Genomic DNA, 18,640 nt, shown 5'->3' with positions numbered 1-18,640 from the left:
AGAATAAGCAGGATAAAATATTCGTTCATGTTACACTCCTAAAACAGATATATTAGTATATCAAATTTTACTCTCAAACTTGAATTTAATAGGGAAATCACTCTGCATTTATTTAGCCATGTAAGATTTTAAATATTGGCCGGTCTTGGACTTTGCACATTCAATTATTTCCTGCAAGTTTCCTTCTGCAACAACTTCCCCTCCGTTTTTCCCGGCTCCCGGACCCATATCGATTATATAGTCTGCATTTATTACGATATCAGGATTATGTTCAATGATAATCATAGAATTACCTTTATCAATAATAGTCCGTATAGCTGCCAGAAGTTTGTTTATGTCCTGGGAATGAAGACCTGTCGCCGGCTCATCCATGATATAGAGCATATTCTTTTTCCCCCGCATTTTGCTTATTTCTTTTGCAAGTCGTAGCCGCTGCGCCTCTCCTCCAGATACCGTACTGATCTGCTGCCCTAGTGTCAAATAGCCTAAGCCAAGGTCATACATGTACTTTAACTTATTGTAAATATATGTATTGTCTTCAAAGAAGGAAAGTGCCGTTTCAATAGTAAGCCCCAATACTTGCGCAATATTTCTGCCGTTGTACATAACCTCCAACACTTCTTTCGTATACCGTTCTCCGTTGCAAACAGGACATATGGTTTGTAAATCGCCCAAATAATGGATATGTGTATCTATATATCCTATGCCTTTGCAGGATGGACAAGCCCCTTTGGAATTGAAGGAAAAATATGACACATCATTCAACCCATGTCTTTTTGCACTTTCACATTCACTAAAAATCTTCCTTATAGCATCGAAAACGCCAACATATGTGGTTGGTATCGATGTCTTGGATTTACCGATCGGTGACTTGTCAATACAGTACACATCCTTTATTTTTTCCATTCCTTCTATCCTAAGATGTTTGCCGGGAATAACCCGGGGATCATGCAACCGGGATATAAAGGCCTTATATAATATTTCTATTATCAATGAACTTTTTCCCGAACCTGAAACACCTGTAAAGCAAACCAATCTGCCCAGCGGTATGGCCACATCTATATTTTTCAGATTATTTGCCTGTGCCCCGATAATCTTTATATAATCCGGTTTGTCCGCAGATATCTTCGGATGCAGGTTTTTACCCTTGGCCCTTAAGTAAGGAGCAATCACTGATTTATCATTTTCCCTGATTTCATCAACTGTTCCGCAGGCTATTATTTCCCCGCCGTTATTTCCTGCTCCGGGTCCCATTTCAATTATATAATCAGCCTTTTCAATAATATCCAGATCATGTTCAATTGTAATGACTGTATTGCCTTGATCCCGTAATTGCTCAAGGAGGGCAATTATTTTTCCATTATCTGTCCCATGTAAACCAACGGAAGGCTCATCGATGATATAGGACATTCCCATTAGAGCCGAACCTATCTGTCCGGCCAGCCGGACCCGTTGATATTCGCCTCCCGAAAGAGAATCCGCTCTCCGGTTTAAGCAGAGATAACCCAGACCGATCTTTATCAATGAATTAAGCCTTGCTTTTATTTCGTATATGACAGGCAGCAGAGCATCTGCCTTATCCTGGGGTATTTTTATCTCTTCAATAAATGTTCTCAAATCATTTAGTTCCATGTTCCCCAGGCTGTAATAATCATAATTCTTAATGGTTATATATTTTCTTTGCGGTTTTAATCGTGTTCCCTGGCACGACGGACAAATTTCATCTACCATAAACTTATCGAAAAAGGCTTCTTCCGATTCAGAAAGCTCGATTCTTTCTCTGTTCAGATAATACCTGTTTATCCATGTAACCAGACCTTCAAACTCTACATATTCTCCAACCCTTGGAGTATAACCCGGCATTTCCTTGTCGTATCCCTCCGGCCTTAACAAGGGAAAGGTTTCCCCTTTTGTACCATAGAATATGATATCTTTCGCATAGTCCGGTAAGTCCTCAAAAGGCACTTCAAATGAAAAACCATAGTGCCTGGCAAGGCTGTACATACGCATATAGTGAAAAGGCTGTTTGATATCCATGACCTGGGAATAGAAAGGACCTTGTTTGAGTGACTTTCTTTTATTCTGTACCAGAGTCGACGAATGGGCAACTTTCCTTATTCCTGTCCCACAGCACTCTTCACAACAACTGTTCAGATCGTTGAAAGAGAAAAATGATGGCATAATATCTGCTGTAAGCATTCCGTGTTTCCTACACCCGTGTTTTTTGAAAAACCATTCACAGTTTTTTCTCTCATTCATATCCGGAATCACAATACGTATAAATCCATCTCCCTGGCGAAGAGCATTCTGTAAAATATGAATATCACTTCTGGATAATTCTTTCTGTATTTGAATTTTATCTGCAACAACCATTATGGAAGCCGGATCTTTTTCTATTGAAATCCAATCGCGCAAATCCTTTCGTTTTCCATCTATCTCAACTTTCTTATAGCCTTTTTTCCGAAGGTCATAAAAAAAATCATCATATTTTATACGCGTATTTTTATATACCGGAAATTGCACCTCAATTGTTGTTGACTCAGGCAGCTTTTCCAGTTCCCTGACCAGGTAATGAAAGGGTCTGACCGGATAATTTTTGTAGCAGAAAGGACAATTGGCTTCGCCTATAATCGTGTATAAATAGCGCAGGTATGTGCTTATCTCAGAATGAGTGCCTATAGTAGCTCTGGGGTTAATTCTTGGCGTATACTGTTTTATACTGACTACAGGGGTAAGACCTTCAATATAATCCACATCAGGTTGTTTGAGCTGACTTGTAAATCTCCTTGTCTGCTCAGAAAGGCAATCAAGCAATCTCTTATGTCCGGCCGCATAAACAACATTATAAGCTAACGTGGATTTACCTGAGCCACTTACTCCGACTATGACAGTATGCTTGCCATGAGGTATCTCTACTGTAATATTCTTCAAGTTGTGCTCCCTTGCCCCGTTTATCCTAATACAGTCTTTCATATGAAACCCCCTTCCTTACCTTGTTTTTTAAAACAACTTGCTATAAATCAGCGATATTCCTCTTTTAACCTATACTCAATCCGAAAAAACTCCTCGGTATGATTGTTTATCTTAATAGGCTCGACAGCAATATCGATAATTCCCATACGGTATAGCCACTCGTAGTTTATTCCAAATCCGTGGCTTCTTGTTTACAGGGAAAACCCTTTCAAGGTTCCATGTTCTTTCAGGCAGGAAATAATTGGATGATATACTTCCTCTGTGTTGTCCCTCAGGTATTCATGGCAAAATTGAATGATTTCTTCTATCATTTGATCTGTTACCACATCATAAAACAAAGGGTCGTATATTGTTTTAAACAATTCCGGCTTTAAACCTGAGGCCTGAGCAATGATTTCCCTTTCCGGAAACAGGCGTTTCCTTGCGACTTCCAGCCATGCAATCGCCTGGGCTATATGAAAAATGAAGTAAACAGCATTGGCGCTGTTTCTTTTAATATAGTAATTTTTTTCTGCCTTGTTCAAATAATAAATCGCCTCTGAAAAACCAAGCAGCATTTCAATTTCCCTGTCGCGGTCTCCAATATAGAATATGTCTTCGAAGTATTCCTGCAAAGTTTTATCTTTAGTGAAAAGCAGGGTGCTCTTTGATAGAGCACAGAAATAATAGTCAGAAACATTGGCGCTTTCTAAGTATTCTTTGAAGCTGTTTCTTTTTCTAATATTCACAACTACCGGTACGTCCTGTTCAAGAAGATAATAGTCTGACGACCCTTGGTAACTGTCATCATAGATTAAAAGAATCTGTAAATCGGACCATTCCCAGATCAGGTCATGGCTCAAACTGCCTATTAGAAAAGCAGCCAGGCACTTGGGGTCGCTTTTAAATTTCAAAACCACGCTATCCAAAGCTTTATTGTATCGCTCGCGTATTTCCGGTTTCTCCATAAGGGATAACCTCCTTACAGGAATACATTGATAGTTCACATTTTAAAGCATGGTTAGACCAAAACATGCATCTTATTTCATCTTAATCGGTAATAGCAAATCTATGTTACCATCAATTCCATTTTCAGGCCAATGCATATGGGAGGAATATACCCAATTCAAGTGTTCCTCAAGACATCCCCCCATAATATCATCCTCTTGTTCGATATAATCTGCTGTATACTTATCACTTTCTTCCACCCATTTTTTCAAATACTCCCACTCGTGAAAATTGGGGAATACAATGGTATGTGCAGCATACAATCCACCTTTGAAGCTCTTTTTTACAAGAGGTTCCGGAACCTCCATATCATCCGGAATAGTCACCCATACCTCATACCCATGATATTGCCGTTCCGGAGAAGGACTGGGGTGATCAAATCCAAACATTCGGGAGTCTGCTTTTAATTGATACAGCCTGCTTTCGCGAACAAACTTGTCTACTGCATCTCCGACTGTTTCCTCCGGGTTTTCTCCGACAAAATGATATGCCGCGACTGTACATGGCGGCAGCAAAACTATTCGAACATTCTTTAACTTGTCTAATACCTCATTTGCCTTATTCAGATTCTCTATCGAACATTCCTCCTTAAATGGAATCCTTGATGGGGAAAGAGGTTCTATGAGATTCAGAATATCAGCTTCAGAGAGCAAATCCAGCTTAAGTTTAGCTTCTTTACCAATACTTAATCGTGACAGGATTATCTTCAACACATCACGAATCGTATTAAGTGCAGTAATCTCTATGTTTAGCTCATTGATATTTTCCTGAATAATTTCTATTAATCGTACCTGTTCTGGGTCATTCAGAATAGCCGATATTTCTTTCAGCGGAATACGCAGCTTCCGCAATACAATGATATACTGCAGTCGTCTTATTGCATCTTCATCATAAACACGATATGCATAATCATCAATCCGCTTACCGGGTAAAAGCCCGATTTTCTCATAGTGTCTTAGCATTCTTGGTGTCACATTAAAAGCTCTGGATACTTGGCTGATAGTCAACATTCCCGATTGCTCATCTCCCTTCATGAACATAATAACAGTTGACACGATGTCAAAGTCAAGTGGTTTATTCCATCTATCATGTCAACTCAATCTTATGAGAAAGCCCGTTATCTGATTTGTCAGCTCAATCCTATCGCTTTTAGGGCAGTTGATATGTTCCCGCAATCAATGAAAATAAGGGTTTCATGACATTATCATCTCAGGCAGATCAGCCCAAAAAATGAATCAATGTCTGGAAACCCTTGACTCATAAGTATTTTAAGTCCTACTATTTTTCAACCCCTGATAGAGTAGAGCAGTGGGGTTGCCACCGCCCCCTCATCAAACCGTACGTGCGGTTTTCCCGCATACGGCTTTCCGATATTCTTCTTCCTTCAGCATTCAGCCACAAATACTTGCCAGTCCAGCCTGCAAGGTCAATTCTCTGACCTTTGCCGGATTTCCAAGCCTGTAGTTGCGTTGTTTCTTCCGATTGTACCACCGAGTAAATTTAGCGTTGATGTACTTTTCTATCTTCCATAACCATGGTCTTGTAAACCGCCTAGCATAATAATTTCTCATACCAATGATTTTAGGATTGAGCAGTTTTACCATTTCTTTCATGCTCCACAGTAGTTTGCTTGGACTGGAAAACACCTCTTTGATGTTGGCTCTCATTTTCTTCATAGCCCCTTTGGACGGAACTTGCTGTAATGTCCAATACCACTTCCAGCTTTTGTTTCTGAACCGCTGAAACCTATTATTGAAGCCAAGAAAATCAAAGCTGTCTTTTCCGAAATACATATCAACAAGTCTTGTTTTCTCGCTGTGCAATGTCAGTTCCAGCTTATCCATAATCCATTTCACGGCTTTCAAAGCTTCTACTGCCTGTGCTTTCCGCTTGCACAATATCACAAAATCATCTGCGTATCGTACCAACTCGCCCAGGTGTCCAAATCTCTTATTCCAATATACATCAAAATAATTCAGATATATGTTGGATAAAAGCGGTGATATAACTCCACCCTGCGGTGCTCCAAGTTTACTTTCACTGTATTGTCCGGCTTCAAGCACTCCTGCTTTCAGCCAGCCTTTTATAAGCTTCAGCACCTTGCGGTCAGTTATCCTCTGCTCTACCAGTAAAAGCAGTTTATCATGGCTTATACTGCCGAAATAATCTTTAATGTCGGCATCAATTACCCACAAAGCACCGCCTTTATCAGCTGCTTCGAATATCCTGTCCATTGCCTGTAGTGCACTTCGTTTTGGTCGGAATCCATACGAACAAGGCTGAAAATCAGCTTCAAATACCGGCTCGATTACTATCTTTGCAGCCATTTGTACTATTCTGTCCTTAATCGTAGGTATTCCCAATGCTCTTTTCCTTCCATCTGGTTTTGGAATATAGGTCCGTCTGACAGGCTTGCACCGATATTTATCTGTCCTTAATTCTTCCGCTATTTCGTCCAACAGTTTTTCTTCGCCGTACGCTTTCACGTCATCAATACTGACTTTATCGACACCGCCTGCCCCACCGTTCCGTTTTACCCGTTTCCACGCTTCCTCTAAAATATCCTTGCGGTATATTTTGTCATACATCGCATAGAACTTTCTCTTTCGGTCAGCTTTGGCTGTAAGGTATAGTCTGTTCTGGACGTTTCGTACTTTTTCATGGGTGTTAATAGCTTTATCGGCAATCACCAGCACCTACCTCCTCTACAGACTTGAATAAAGTTGTGCCCCTTTCCTATGTACAGTTTTGTTGTCTGCACAATCTTCGGTACTATGGGCACTTCTGACTGCCTCTTTGCAGGACTGCAATTTCGCTTTCGCTTATATGCGTCCTCTTTACAGTTACCTGTGCAAAGTAGGCTCTCTCCAGTTCCGACAAATACTTTCCTAACGTGTCGCTACCTCTACACCGCAGGGTTCTTAGGTATTGCATTTAGGGTTCTTCATACCGTCTGCTGCCTTCGCCGTTGATGTCTCGGCTCGGCTCCCTGTTGTTCCCTTTCGGGAATGTAAATAACGGTGCGGCAGTATTCACTTCATGTTACAACCCGTCAGTTTGTCTGCTCCCTGAGGAACATTCCGTAACGCTTCAACGCATGAATTACTCCATACGCTGGTTACTGACTAAGTGGCTGCCCTACCTTTACCACTACAGGACTTTCACCTGTTAGCATTTGCCAGCTTCGCTGGACGCACACATCAAAACTACGCACTCCACATGGCTCGAGTTGATAGAATTGATGTCTGCGAGCTATTTTTTATCGCATCTGTACGTGGGAACATGTCAATGGGTTTTTCGGTGATTTTTGAAAAATCGCCGTTCGCGGGAACATATCCACTATGTTGCTAGGCTTTAACCTCTGGGCATTGGATTTTTCGTTCCAATCTGGAAGAATTCACCATCCCAAGCAATCCCCTTTTTCTTCAACTACAGCAATCGCATCAATTTCAATCAAGCATAAAGGATTTGCAAGACCAGCGACTTTGAGAACTGTGATCAAAGGAGGCTTTTCCAGTTCGCCAATTGATTCCATAAATGCTTTTAATCCGACTGCCGGATCGCACCCATTAACCATGTAAATATTGAGCTTGATAACATCATTGAAAGTTGCATCTTCAGCGGCCAGAGCCGTCTGAATATTTTTTAGTACCTGCTTTGTTTGCAGTTCTAAGTTGTCCCGACCTATTAATTGTCCCTCAGAGTTAATAGCATTTTGTCCACCGATATATATTGTCTTTGCATTACCGCTAACTGTAACCACTTGACTAAAAACTCTTGAATCAAATAGCCCCTCCGGATTACTATGTTTCACCTTTAACCTACTCATCAGTACATTTACCTCCATTTATTCATTTTTTTAGTAATTCTTACATTGTTGATTCGAATTATATATTTTAATATCTAGATGGTTAGGCTCACGAAGCGAAGCCAAAAACCTTGTATCTTTCAATGTTTTTCTTATCCATGCTCTGACTCTATCCTGGTCTAAAGTCTGTTTTCTTATGCTACCAAAATCAGGTTTTTCGTGGGACAGAAGAACAACCGTCTCCAGATGTGTAGTCTGCTGCATAGGAACACGTTTTGTTACCACTTACCGGAGAGTATGGCGGGGGATTGTATCCCCCCTTATAAACGAAAATTACCTTACGTGGGTCAACTGTGCCGTCTTCGTGCCGCTCTCCGATACTCTCTTCAAAGACTCTCAATAGCTTTCTCCAAACCCCACCTTACATAGACTCATGCTTATCATACCTTAGGCTGTTTATTACCTTTTACTGAATAAGTCTTTCCAGTCGCCATTCGTTCCTAATGTTTTATAGTTCAGGGTATAATATAGTCCCTCTCCTATCCATGTTACAGGGGCAGCTAAACGTAACCGTTCATCTACACTTAAAGATGTATCTTTAAGTTCTTTGGCTATTATTGTGTTATGAATTTTACAGAGAAAGATCTCACTGCCATTTAATGGTATGGATTGCTGGACTTCCAGCTCAAAAACCCAGGGACTGTCTTTCAGTATCGGTACATTCAACACCTTACCTTGCTCAATTTCAACCGGAATATCCATCTTTCCGGACTTATATCCTTCCGTGTTTCCCAGATAGTCAGCAACTGGAAGCAAAGATTCGGTTACCATGTTTGCAGAAAATACTTTTCCTGCTTTGATACGGTCTTTTGTCAGTTTTTCTCCTCCGATACAACACATAACCCCTAACTGACCATCATGAAAGTAGCTGAACCAGCAGAACAAACCAAAGTTCGGTGTTCCATCCTCTTTATAAGTACCATACAAATACAATGTCTGCGGACAAAATTTATTCTCGGGACCGTTGGATATTCTTTCCATTATACTTATACTCCTTCCTTCTCAAGATTTTTAATGATTCGTCTGAGTTGGTTCTCAAAACCGATGATTTCATCATCCGTGAAACCATCATAGAATATTTCGCTCATTTTATCCGATATCAAGTCATATTTTTCACGGTAACCTTTTGCTTTTTCCGTCACCGATATAAATACCTGCCTGCGGTTTCTTTTGTCGGGTATTCTTTCTATCAATCCCCCCGCTTCCATTCGGTCGAGCATACTGGTAAGTGTCGTTTTAGCCAATGAAGTCAACCGACCAATCTCCGTGATTGTTAACTGTCCATGCTCCCACAGCACATAAAGTATGCGGCCCTGCGCACCATTAAAAACGTCGACGCCGCTTTCTTTTAACAGTTTTTCAAACACTCGTCCGCTAAGATGCCGAATACGGGACAAAAGGAAACCTCCATATGTCTTCGTTATAATTACCTCCTTTATTGTATAGTTCTATATAGTACAATACTATATAGAATATTATTTGTCAATATCATAACAAACTTTATTATCATTCTAGTAGTAGTGCATAAAGAAATGAGACAAGTGTTCCGAATTTACGGTTGTTCGTAATTTCCGGTATGCTTAGATTTTTTACTTTCTCTATCCATTTTTCAAAGGCTCCAACATTTTTATTAATTAGAATCCTCTTAAATTCCCTTCCATCAGGAGTCATTGCCATTAGCTTGTCATAAGCTCGTACATCCATATTTAAGCTTCGGCAAATCTCTGTTTTGCGTTTTCCTTCTAATAGGAGTTAGTTTATCTTTTCATATTTTTCTTTCAATGTAAGTTTTCTATTTTCATCCACCTGTTTAATTGCTTCCATCTTTTTAGTTTCCCCGCTTACAGCTTGTATTAGAACTTGTGGCTTCAATCTCTTTTTTAGATATTCTGTTACATATAAGGTTAGATTCTTCAGTAAGTGAAAACGATCACATATTTGTAAAGCTTCCGGGTGTGCATCTGTGATTGCATTACCATAGGTAATAGACCCATTTCTAGATATCACAAGAAAATTTGGATATGTTCTTAACCACTTGCAAACAGCTGTTATAGTCTTTTTGTCAACAACAGGTGTTTGTTTTTTTAAGAGATTGCAAACTGTACTTTTACCGATATCTACAACATTTTCCTTTAGATCTTTAGATGCTGCAACGGAATTACAATTTATTGATAGTCGTACAATCTCATCCTCAAGGCGACGGGTTTTCTTCGCTTTATAGGAGATAAAATCAAACCTTTCTGCAAAAGTAGTATGATTTCAATCAGAATTATCACAAAACATCTTTCTGTTACGTATAATAATAAATACCTTATTACCTTGTATTGGGAGGTCCTGAAATGTTCTGTTATATGTGGAATGTATTCTGGATGATGGCCGGCCGCAAAATGGACATGTTACTTCTTTGTGGTTAGAAGCTACTGTTATATAGCATTTGCCATCCTTTATTTCATAATTAATATAGTCTAAGTTTGGATCTAATTGTTTGATAAACTTATCCATGGTATAATCTCTTTTCTTTTGTTTGATTTTTATTTATTTTATCATGTTTTTTTCGTTTATTCAACTAACTTTGGAAAGAACCAATTATACTCCGGCGGTGACACGTACGGTGGTGTGGGGGGACGGCTAATCAAATAATGATTAGCCTCCTACCCGATTTTTTGACCATCTTCTAAAAAGCATGCCAAGACTTTCGCCAAAAATCTATTCTGTTCATTAATCCATAGGCTGTGAGCAGAATGTTCAAACTACACAATCTGCTTATTGGTTCATCCAGTATCCACTCGTATTCCTCAGCCAGTACGGTGGGAGCGTTGACATCATGCCGTCCCAGGAAGAAGTAGACAGGTACATCCAGCTTGAAATAATCCTTTCTCAAGTCGATATCATAAAACATCTCTATCCTTGAATTTTAATCAATTCTTCTATCAGTTCATCAATAAAAGCTGTTCCACTTAACAATAGTGAATGAAGTAAAAATATTACATTTTCATTAGCAGATTCTGCGACTGGATGACTCTGGTTTCTCCAAAATTCTTCTGTCTTTGCAACATCTTTTAGATATCTCTTATTTGTCCAAGGGCAGAATAACGGACTCTTATGTATTGCCGGATATAATGGATGTATATAGAATGAACCGATATTTAGCTTTCTACTTAACCTTTCGATAACTTCTTTAGCATTCATATTGTTAAATTTAGATTTGTCAAATGGAATGATATAGCCATAATATGTCCTATATGAATTATTTTCATATGGTTTAACTATTTTAATACCATCTATTTCACTTAATTTTTCAACCAAATATTCTACATTTTTCTGACGTAACTCATTTTGTTCATCAATCTTTTCCATATTGTGAAGAAGAATAGCTGCCTGAAATTCACTCAAATTATAATTCGTTCCGTGAATTTCTCCTAGTGCCTCAATTTCCATAAAACCATATTTTTTTGCTGTTTCTTCTACATAAGCTCTCCCATCACATCTTAGCTGCTGGATTTTCTTATACAATTCATAATCATCGGTAACAACAGCTCCTCCTTCACCACAAGTAAGAATTTTACCCTGCTGAAAACTAAATGTTCCAATATCTGCAATCGTCCCCGCATACTTATCTTTCCACATAGAAAAATGTGTCTGTGCATTATCTTCAATTACTTTTAAGTTGTACTTATTCGCAATCTCCATAATACGATCCATCTGTGCCATAGCACCACACAAATGAACCGCTATAATTGCTTTCGTTCTATCTGTTATAGCAGACTCAATTTTTTCTGGATCTATGCAGTAGTTCTGCTCACAAACATCTACAAGAACGGGTTCTGCATTTACTTGTAATACTGCAGTTGCAGTAGCTACCCAACTTAATGCCGGTACAATAACCTGGTCTCCTTCACCAATTCCGAGTGCCTCCAAAGCACAAATTAAGGCAGTAGAACCACTTGAAACAGTTACACAGTAGGATACCTTATTCTTTTTTGCAAATTCCTTTTCAAATTTTGCATTGTAGCTATCCTGTCCTGTCCAATAACCGGATAATGACCATCTGTTATTATCAATTACCCCTTTTAATGCTGATATTAATCCTTCGTCAGCAATTGGCCATTCTATACTTTTTTTTCTTTGCATAATCATTCCCCTTCCTTTTTATATATAAATTAAATGTAACTCCATGCTGACCTGACTTATAGTTTATAAACTCATTCCTTCATTTTATTTAATAATAACGGTAAAAATACATTAATATCTGCAACACATCCTAACGTAGCTTTTTTAAAAATTTGTGCATTTTCATCATTATTAACTGCCCAGATTTCATTACATAACACTCCCGACATATGTTGTATACAACCAGATATTCCAAAAGCAATGTATAACTTTGGCTTCACAGTCACCCCTGTCTGTCCAATTTGATATTTTCTATCAATCATTCCCATATCAACTAATGCTCTTGTAGCACCTACCTGAGCACCATAAAGTACTGCGAGTTCAAAAACCATATCTAAATTTTTCTTGCTTTTTATTCCTCTCCCGACAGCAAAAATAATTTGTGCCTTTTCTAATGACTGACTATTTTCCAGAACTTTGATACGATCCAACAGTGTTAAGAAGTCGGTTTTGAAATTCGTTACATCATATCTGACCAATTTACACGTACCGTCATTATCTCTACATTCCGCTAGCGGAAAAACATGTGGTCTCACTGTAGCCATCTGTGGTTTTCTTCTTGGACATATAATCTCTGCTTCTATATTATCTCCAAAAGCGGGACGTACCTGAATTAATGTACCCTCATTCATGTCTAACCAAATGCAATCTGCTGTCAATCCAGTTTTCAGTGCTGACGCAATCCATGGGGCAATTGTTCTTCCATATAGCGTACTACCTAAAAGCACCACACCTGGCTTATACTTTCTAATCATCTCCACTAACGTGTTCGCATAGTTTTCCAAATCATAGTATTCAAACATTTTATTTTCTGCATAAAGGATGTAGTCATAGGAAAACCTTTTTATTTCTTCAATTTTCTCCTGTAACGCATATCCTATTAGTACTAATGTTAGCGTGTTATTATTCCTATCTGCAAGTTTTCTTCCAATGCTGTTCAATTCATATATAACATCAAACTTATCAGAATCAGAAGGTTCTGAAATGACCCATACTCCGCCTTCTTCAATCGTACTTTCACCCAATATAAAGTCCTCCCCTCATCCGTAAAATTTTGATGATATAAATTACATCCCTTTCCATTTTTTTAGATAACTAATAAATTGTTCTACTTTCTCCTCCTGATCTCCGTCAATCATAACTCCAGTCTGTATTCCAACTTTCACATGCATACTTTTCACTTGAGTTGCTGAACCTGATAATCCGCATTGTGCACAGTCTGCATGAATATCCTGTGCATTCCATACACTAACATCTTTATTTTGTGCTTCAAGAATAAATTTAATTTTCTTAGTTCGTATTTTAAGTTCAGAACTTACAGCTGTTATTACTACTGGCAATGACGCTTCTACTATTTTTATACCTTGATAATCAATCTGCTGAACTTGTATTTTTTTCTCATCAACGTATTGTATTGATAACACATTTGCTAATAACTTCATTCCAAGTCTTTGTGCAAGATTTGGTCCTACCTGTGCTGTACATCCATCACTACTCTCACAGCCACACAAAATAATCTTACACTCTCCTATTTTCCTAATCCCGCAAGAAAGAACATAAGAAGTTGCAAGTGTGTCTGAACCTTGAAAGGCTTTATCACTCAGCAAAACTGCATCATCCACACCATATCCATACAAACTTCTAATCAGGTTAATGCAATTGTGATTTGCCATACTTAATACTAGGACATTGAAATCCTTTTGCATATCTTTGCATCTCAATCCAAGTTCTAAAGCGTAATAATCAAGCTCATTAATTACCATATCGGCTCCATTTCTGACTAGAACCCCTTTTTCTTTATCCACATACATTTTTTCCCTATCCGGAACTGGTTTCACACACACTACAATATTCATGGCAAATATCCTCTATCTACTTGTTATTTCAAATTTATTTCTAGGTTCTTTAAAAAAGATACTGTTTAAAATAAATGATGCTATCAGACATATAATAGAGATTACCAACACATTATGTATACTCACAACACCTATATCAACAAGTCTTCCAAACAATAATGAAATTAGAAGTGATGGTGCCGTTACTGTATTGGCAATTCCTATATACTGAGATTTATTGATATTCCTTGTAGAATCAATAGGAATATTAATTACCGCAACTTCCTTCATGGCAAGTCCTAAAACAATACACCCATAGATTATGAATACTAGAAGTTTATTCTTGTTAAGCAAAAGAATGGACGTAAAAACAATCTGTATCGATAGTGCTGCCAGCATGATGTAGCGGAAACCTTTTTTATCTCCTATTCTACCACCTATGTAATTTCCAATCCCAAAGATAATACAATAAATAATCGTAAATTTTATTGTATCTTCATTCGGAATATCAAAAAGGTTTATGATATATAATAAAGTAAATGTAGTAATACATATGCTGAAGTTTGCAAGATACTGCAATAAGAGATAAATTCTAAAATTCTTATCCTTTGCCAGAATGTCTTTACAAGAGCAAAAATACTCATACCAATTAATCTTTTGAGCAACATTGTGAAATTCCTCTTTTGGTTCCTTTACAAGTAAAAAGAATTGTGTGGCTATTAGTGCAAAAATGAAAAAAATCAGAAATCCGGCACGATAGTATTGAAATGTATCTAATCGCTCATTCAAAGCATTCATTAGAGGATAAGCTAATAAACTTATGATGTATCCAAAGGAAAATACAATTCCCCAAAGAGTTCCCCTCTTTTCTTCAGGAACAACATAAGAAACATAATTCTGATAGGCTACACACTCCAATGATAATCCTAAATTACTGCAAATCAGCAATAGAAACAAACAAGGTACAAAGTAAAAACCAATTCCCTTCATATTGCCCAAAACTAAGTAAATAGCCAGATATGGAACTATAATCCATATACAAGATAAATAAAGAACCTTTCTCATATTCTTGTTAATATGTATAACTGCCCCCCATAAAATACATGGTACAGAATTAAAGAACATAAAAACAGGAACAACTGCACTTACTGCTAGATTACTTGCATTTACTTGCTTTAAAAAATAAATCAGAGAAGTTTCCGGATGAACCAGAGTTGAACCAATCTGCCATAAAATGTTCACCATAGTAAAGCTTATTAAATTTCTTACATAGTAATCATATCTGCTTTTTGAACTCTCTTTCATGATTTAACCTCCACTTTAAATAGATGCAAAACATTTATATATATTGCAGAGAATCTGGTACTCCTTATCTGAATTAAAATTGACAATGTCATAAACTTTCTGAATAGCTTCTTTATTTTTCAACTGACCAATTATTGTCTCATAATTATTGTCAACCAATTCAGCCCTCAGATAAATTAAACGAGCGTTTTCAAAACCCTTTACTATATTCTGATACTCTTTCAGATATATGCCTATATTTTGTTCTAATCCGTTTTTTGACATAAAGTACTCTATTTTTTTTAACATTCCTCTTTTGTGCTCCGCTAGCAAATGAAATGTACGGTAATCATGTTTAAATTCACCTTTTAATAATTTCTTCAAATTATCAAGAATACTTTCATATACTTGCATTCCGTATTTTGCATTCTTCCCCATTTCAATCACTACATCTTTTCTTAATAAGGATTCATCTGGAATTGCATAAATATATTCATTTAATTTTTTGAGAAAAATCTCTATTCTGGCTTGATAAGGTTCCTTTAAATCAAACACCCTGTTCAAGTATGCAGTATGCATTTTTACCCAACAGAAGTCATTATCATATTCTGCCTTTCCTTTTTCATAAGCTTCTCTAAAGATTTCAAATGGATATTCTGCTTCAACAAATCGCTGTCTTCCATCATACCCAAGCCCAAAAAACACTTCTTTATCTAAATCATATCCATACAATAAAGTTTGGTGAATATGAGTATACTTATGGTATGCCGCACGTCCTGGCAAATAGTATTCGTTTGTGTAAATTGTGGAATAATAATTGTTATTAATATTGTCAATAACAAATTTAACAATATCAGATACATCCTTCATATGTTCTGAAGACATATCAATAATATCTGATACATCTTCATAAAAGTAGTCCTTCTCAAGCATGTCAACCCAACATACACCTGTATTATGCATCATGGTATACAATTGGATAAAATGTTCATTCATCCATGGATAAATATTTTTATTCCATAAAAGTGTACACAATGGAAAATTAAAATGAAGAAATGTAGTTACATCAGACTGAATTTCTATCGGCAATTTTTTTCTTCTTGTACTCTTCATAGTATCGTTATACCCTCTTCCCTTTTTCTTTATTGTTTATGATTGTCTCGAAACGAGAAACAATGCTCTTCCAATCAAATTCTGCACAAAATTTCTTCCTAAAATCTTCACCAATCTCTATAGCTGACCTATGAGACAGTAATGTTCTAAGAGTGTCACTTAGTTTAATTATATCCGGCTTCGCCAGTTCGAGCCTAAGCGGCTTTTGCTCGTGTTCTGGCGATTCTAAAAATATATCATCCAACACTTCTATTTTCTTTACCATATCAATGCTTATCATCTCATTAGCCGAAAAATAATCGATATACGTATCACGGTTCCAAATAATCGGTTTCTTACCTAGTGCCACTGAATAAAGTACAAGTGGATTAATTTCTTCAAGAGAATTTAAGTTAATGTATGCATCACATTCTGAAATTTGGCGGATATAATCACTTTCCTTATATACTCCCTCAATCAAGGTTATGTTATCAGTTTCCGCCATAATTCCCCTTAATTTTTCCATATAGCCCCTTTTTTTTGTCACTACGTTATATATATTAGAATTAATCCACTGATTAAATGAATCATTATAGATAAAGTTATCTTTAGCATACTCTTCTATATTATATGTTACAATTTTAAGATGTATATTTTTTATGTTTTTTACAATTTCAGCTATTTCTATTAAGTTTGTATTCTTATTAATTGTTTGATCCGCCCACAACAATATGAATACTTTATTACTGTCCCTGTTTTTACATTGATACTGATATAACTGTTCTGTATCAATCCCTACAGGTAAAAATTCCTTTTTTACATTCCATGAAGCAAAATCTTCTTTTCTTTTCTGAAAAACGGTTGGATAGCTACTCCTTATTTCATCGTGTTCTTTCTGACTGATTAACGATTGTTCCTGCCATAATATTCGGCTTGATAATGAACGCTCAGAACAAGCATTTATCGAATCCATAAAACATGGTATCTTATTTCCAGCAAAGTTTAATGTATGATTTCTCGCTTCGCTCAGCCATTGTTTGTTCTCATCTTCATTAAGCAGAAACACATTATCAAATTCAATTTCCTGAAACAAATCAATATCAACATTTATTCCTACAAGATATCCCATCTTTTTCGCTGCTATTGCAAAATGCAGCAAACAATATTGTGTCTTAAACATATGATAATATGGTGAAAGGTTTATAAGTACTGCCCTATTGAATCTGACATATCTCTGCAATTCGCCCTCTTCATCCATAATCCAAACACTTCTGCATATTCTAGATGCTTCTTCACATAAGACCATAAAAAGTCCTTCATTGATATTTTTATATTTCTGAGATACAATACCGCAAGAAAATACATGGTCTTGAAAGTCGGTTCGAAATCCAATCATATTTACTACTTTATTATCCATGAGTCTGGTTTCTGGTACATATGCGAAAGAAACCTGTTCACACTTAATCAACTCTATATTTTCAATTCCAAATAGAATGGTATTTGCTGAAATTTTTTTCTTTACTTCTTCAATATTTTTTATCTCATTTATTATTGCTTCCTTGCTTATAATGCGTTCTTGTATTCTGATATATTCGTTTGACCATATTTCTGCTTCCTTTGTAAATAGTTCGACCATCCAGTTCCGATGTTTTTCTACCAGAAATTTAGAGTTTTTCTGAAAATCTTCCTCTCTTTTTGCCAATTCAACATGATGGTATAAATGATAAACGCATATATCCTCTATCATCTTTATATCAGCACCGTTTTTCCATAAGCGGTATCCCAACTCAATATCTTCATTTCCCCAATTTTCTCCAAATTGCTCATCAAATCCATTAACTTGATCAAACTGCCACTTTGCTATACTAAAGCAAGCGGAATACAAAATCTGCCACCCCCCCCTGTAATACTGGTTCGTTTCTCGGAAATAACGCATTGGAGTTTTTCTCCCATCCAGTGTACCTGGCAAATTCTCGATTATTTCAAAATGGTTCTGCACAATATATTCACTTATCTGATTTGGCTCATATTTATTCAGATATACACGATATCCAACTGATACCTGTCCATCCTTTCTGTGCTTCTCAAAATTGGAAATAAGGTCTTTCCCTGGGAGAATATCACCGTCCAAGAATATCAAATTCTTTCCTTTTGCATGTTTTGCACCGTAGTTACGGTTATTACTCCTATTGCCGCAGTGTGGTCTTCTTAGATATTGAATATTCATCTGCTTACTGTATCTGCTCACCAAATCATTGAGCTTTACAGCAGAACCATCATCAACAATAATTACTTCATAGTCTATTTTAGGATAATTCTGTACAGCTAATGCTGACAAAATTAGTTTTATTTCATCATACTTATTCCAATATAATACAATAACTGAATACTCCATCGCTCTTCACCCAACTCTCCCATCAGTTTGACTGGT

At 36.9% G+C, this 18,640-nt stretch carries 18 protein-coding genes; all 18 read right to left on the bottom strand.

Features of this window, described 5'->3' with window-relative positions:
* Nucleotides 1-108: 108 nt before the first annotated feature.
* The 18 genes from uvrA to EFD62_RS00070 all read right to left on the bottom strand — a co-directional run bounded on the left by uvrA (nt 109) and on the right by EFD62_RS00070 (nt 18,604).
* Entirely contained in the window at nt 109-2,973 is a 2,865-nt protein-coding gene (uvrA, locus tag EFD62_RS00155) for an excinuclease ABC subunit UvrA (RefSeq protein WP_128705501.1), read from the bottom strand.
* A gap of 191 nt (nt 2,974-3,164) precedes the next feature.
* Nucleotides 3,165-3,920 (bottom strand): hypothetical protein, encoded by a 756-nt coding sequence (locus EFD62_RS00150; protein ID WP_128705500.1) that lies wholly within the window; start codon nt 3,918-3,920, stop codon nt 3,165-3,167.
* 72 nt (nt 3,921-3,992) lie between these two features.
* Nucleotides 3,993-4,970 (bottom strand): MerR family transcriptional regulator, encoded by a 978-nt coding sequence (locus EFD62_RS00145; RefSeq protein WP_128705672.1) that lies wholly within the window; start codon nt 4,968-4,970, stop codon nt 3,993-3,995.
* Nucleotides 4,971-5,351: 381 nt separating this feature from the next.
* A complete protein-coding gene (gene ltrA, locus EFD62_RS00140; RefSeq protein WP_128705499.1) occupies nt 5,352-6,650 on the bottom strand; it encodes a group II intron reverse transcriptase/maturase in 1,299 nt (432 codons plus the stop codon).
* A gap of 82 nt (nt 6,651-6,732) precedes the next feature.
* Nucleotides 6,733-6,894 carry a hypothetical protein gene (locus EFD62_RS17410; RefSeq protein WP_155522873.1) on the bottom strand — a complete coding sequence of 54 codons (162 nt, stop codon included), beginning with the start codon at nt 6,892-6,894 and terminating at the stop codon, nt 6,733-6,735.
* Nucleotides 6,895-7,357: 463 nt separating this feature from the next.
* A complete protein-coding gene (locus tag EFD62_RS00135; protein ID WP_038291434.1) occupies nt 7,358-7,789 on the bottom strand; it encodes a RidA family protein in 432 nt (143 codons plus the stop codon).
* A gap of 30 nt (nt 7,790-7,819) precedes the next feature.
* Complete coding sequence (locus EFD62_RS00130) at nt 7,820-8,032, bottom strand: hypothetical protein (protein ID WP_144445263.1); 213 nt, start codon at nt 8,030-8,032, stop codon at nt 7,820-7,822.
* Nucleotides 8,033-8,227: 195 nt separating this feature from the next.
* Nucleotides 8,228-8,809, bottom strand: a complete 582-nt coding sequence (locus EFD62_RS00125) for a flavin reductase family protein (RefSeq protein ID WP_038291431.1) — start codon at nt 8,807-8,809, stop codon at nt 8,228-8,230.
* A gap of 5 nt (nt 8,810-8,814) precedes the next feature.
* Nucleotides 8,815-9,225 (bottom strand): MarR family transcriptional regulator, encoded by a 411-nt coding sequence (locus EFD62_RS00120; protein ID WP_054847167.1) that lies wholly within the window; start codon nt 9,223-9,225, stop codon nt 8,815-8,817.
* 109 nt (nt 9,226-9,334) lie between these two features.
* A complete protein-coding gene (locus tag EFD62_RS00115; protein ID WP_054847166.1) occupies nt 9,335-9,532 on the bottom strand; it encodes a hypothetical protein in 198 nt (65 codons plus the stop codon).
* 555 nt (nt 9,533-10,087) lie between these two features.
* The gene (locus EFD62_RS18280; protein WP_083225171.1) at nt 10,088-10,330 is read right to left on the bottom strand and encodes a transposase family protein; all 243 of its coding nucleotides are present in this window, start codon (nt 10,328-10,330) and stop codon (nt 10,088-10,090) included.
* A gap of 172 nt (nt 10,331-10,502) precedes the next feature.
* Entirely contained in the window at nt 10,503-10,727 is a 225-nt protein-coding gene (locus tag EFD62_RS00100) for a hypothetical protein (protein WP_043581905.1), read from the bottom strand.
* A gap of 2 nt (nt 10,728-10,729) precedes the next feature.
* A complete protein-coding gene (locus EFD62_RS00095) occupies nt 10,730-11,959 on the bottom strand; it encodes a DegT/DnrJ/EryC1/StrS family aminotransferase (RefSeq protein WP_157834834.1) in 1,230 nt (409 codons plus the stop codon).
* Nucleotides 11,960-12,030: 71 nt separating this feature from the next.
* Nucleotides 12,031-13,023, bottom strand: a complete 993-nt coding sequence (locus EFD62_RS00090) for an electron transfer flavoprotein subunit alpha/FixB family protein (RefSeq protein ID WP_128705498.1) — start codon at nt 13,021-13,023, stop codon at nt 12,031-12,033.
* Between the two features lie 42 nt (nt 13,024-13,065).
* A complete protein-coding gene (locus EFD62_RS00085; protein ID WP_027621457.1) occupies nt 13,066-13,854 on the bottom strand; it encodes an electron transfer flavoprotein subunit beta/FixA family protein in 789 nt (262 codons plus the stop codon).
* A gap of 12 nt (nt 13,855-13,866) precedes the next feature.
* On the bottom strand, nt 13,867-15,138 hold the full coding sequence (locus EFD62_RS00080; protein WP_027621456.1) for an MFS transporter: 1,272 nt from the start codon (nt 15,136-15,138) through the stop codon (nt 13,867-13,869).
* Between the two features lie 15 nt (nt 15,139-15,153).
* Nucleotides 15,154-16,230 (bottom strand): hypothetical protein, encoded by a 1,077-nt coding sequence (locus EFD62_RS00075; protein WP_027621455.1) that lies wholly within the window; start codon nt 16,228-16,230, stop codon nt 15,154-15,156.
* A 7-nt stretch (nt 16,231-16,237) separates the two neighbouring features.
* Nucleotides 16,238-18,604 carry a glycosyltransferase gene (locus EFD62_RS00070; protein ID WP_128705497.1) on the bottom strand — a complete coding sequence of 789 codons (2,367 nt, stop codon included), beginning with the start codon at nt 18,602-18,604 and terminating at the stop codon, nt 16,238-16,240.
* Nucleotides 18,605-18,640: the final 36 nt, after the last annotated feature.

Source organism: Acetivibrio mesophilus (assembly GCF_004102745.1).
In the GTDB taxonomy this organism is placed as follows: Bacteria; Bacillota; Clostridia; order Acetivibrionales; family Acetivibrionaceae; genus Hungateiclostridium; species Hungateiclostridium mesophilum.
The sequence above is the reverse complement of the archived record's forward strand: the minus strand, read 5'-3'. Positions and strand labels throughout refer to the sequence as shown.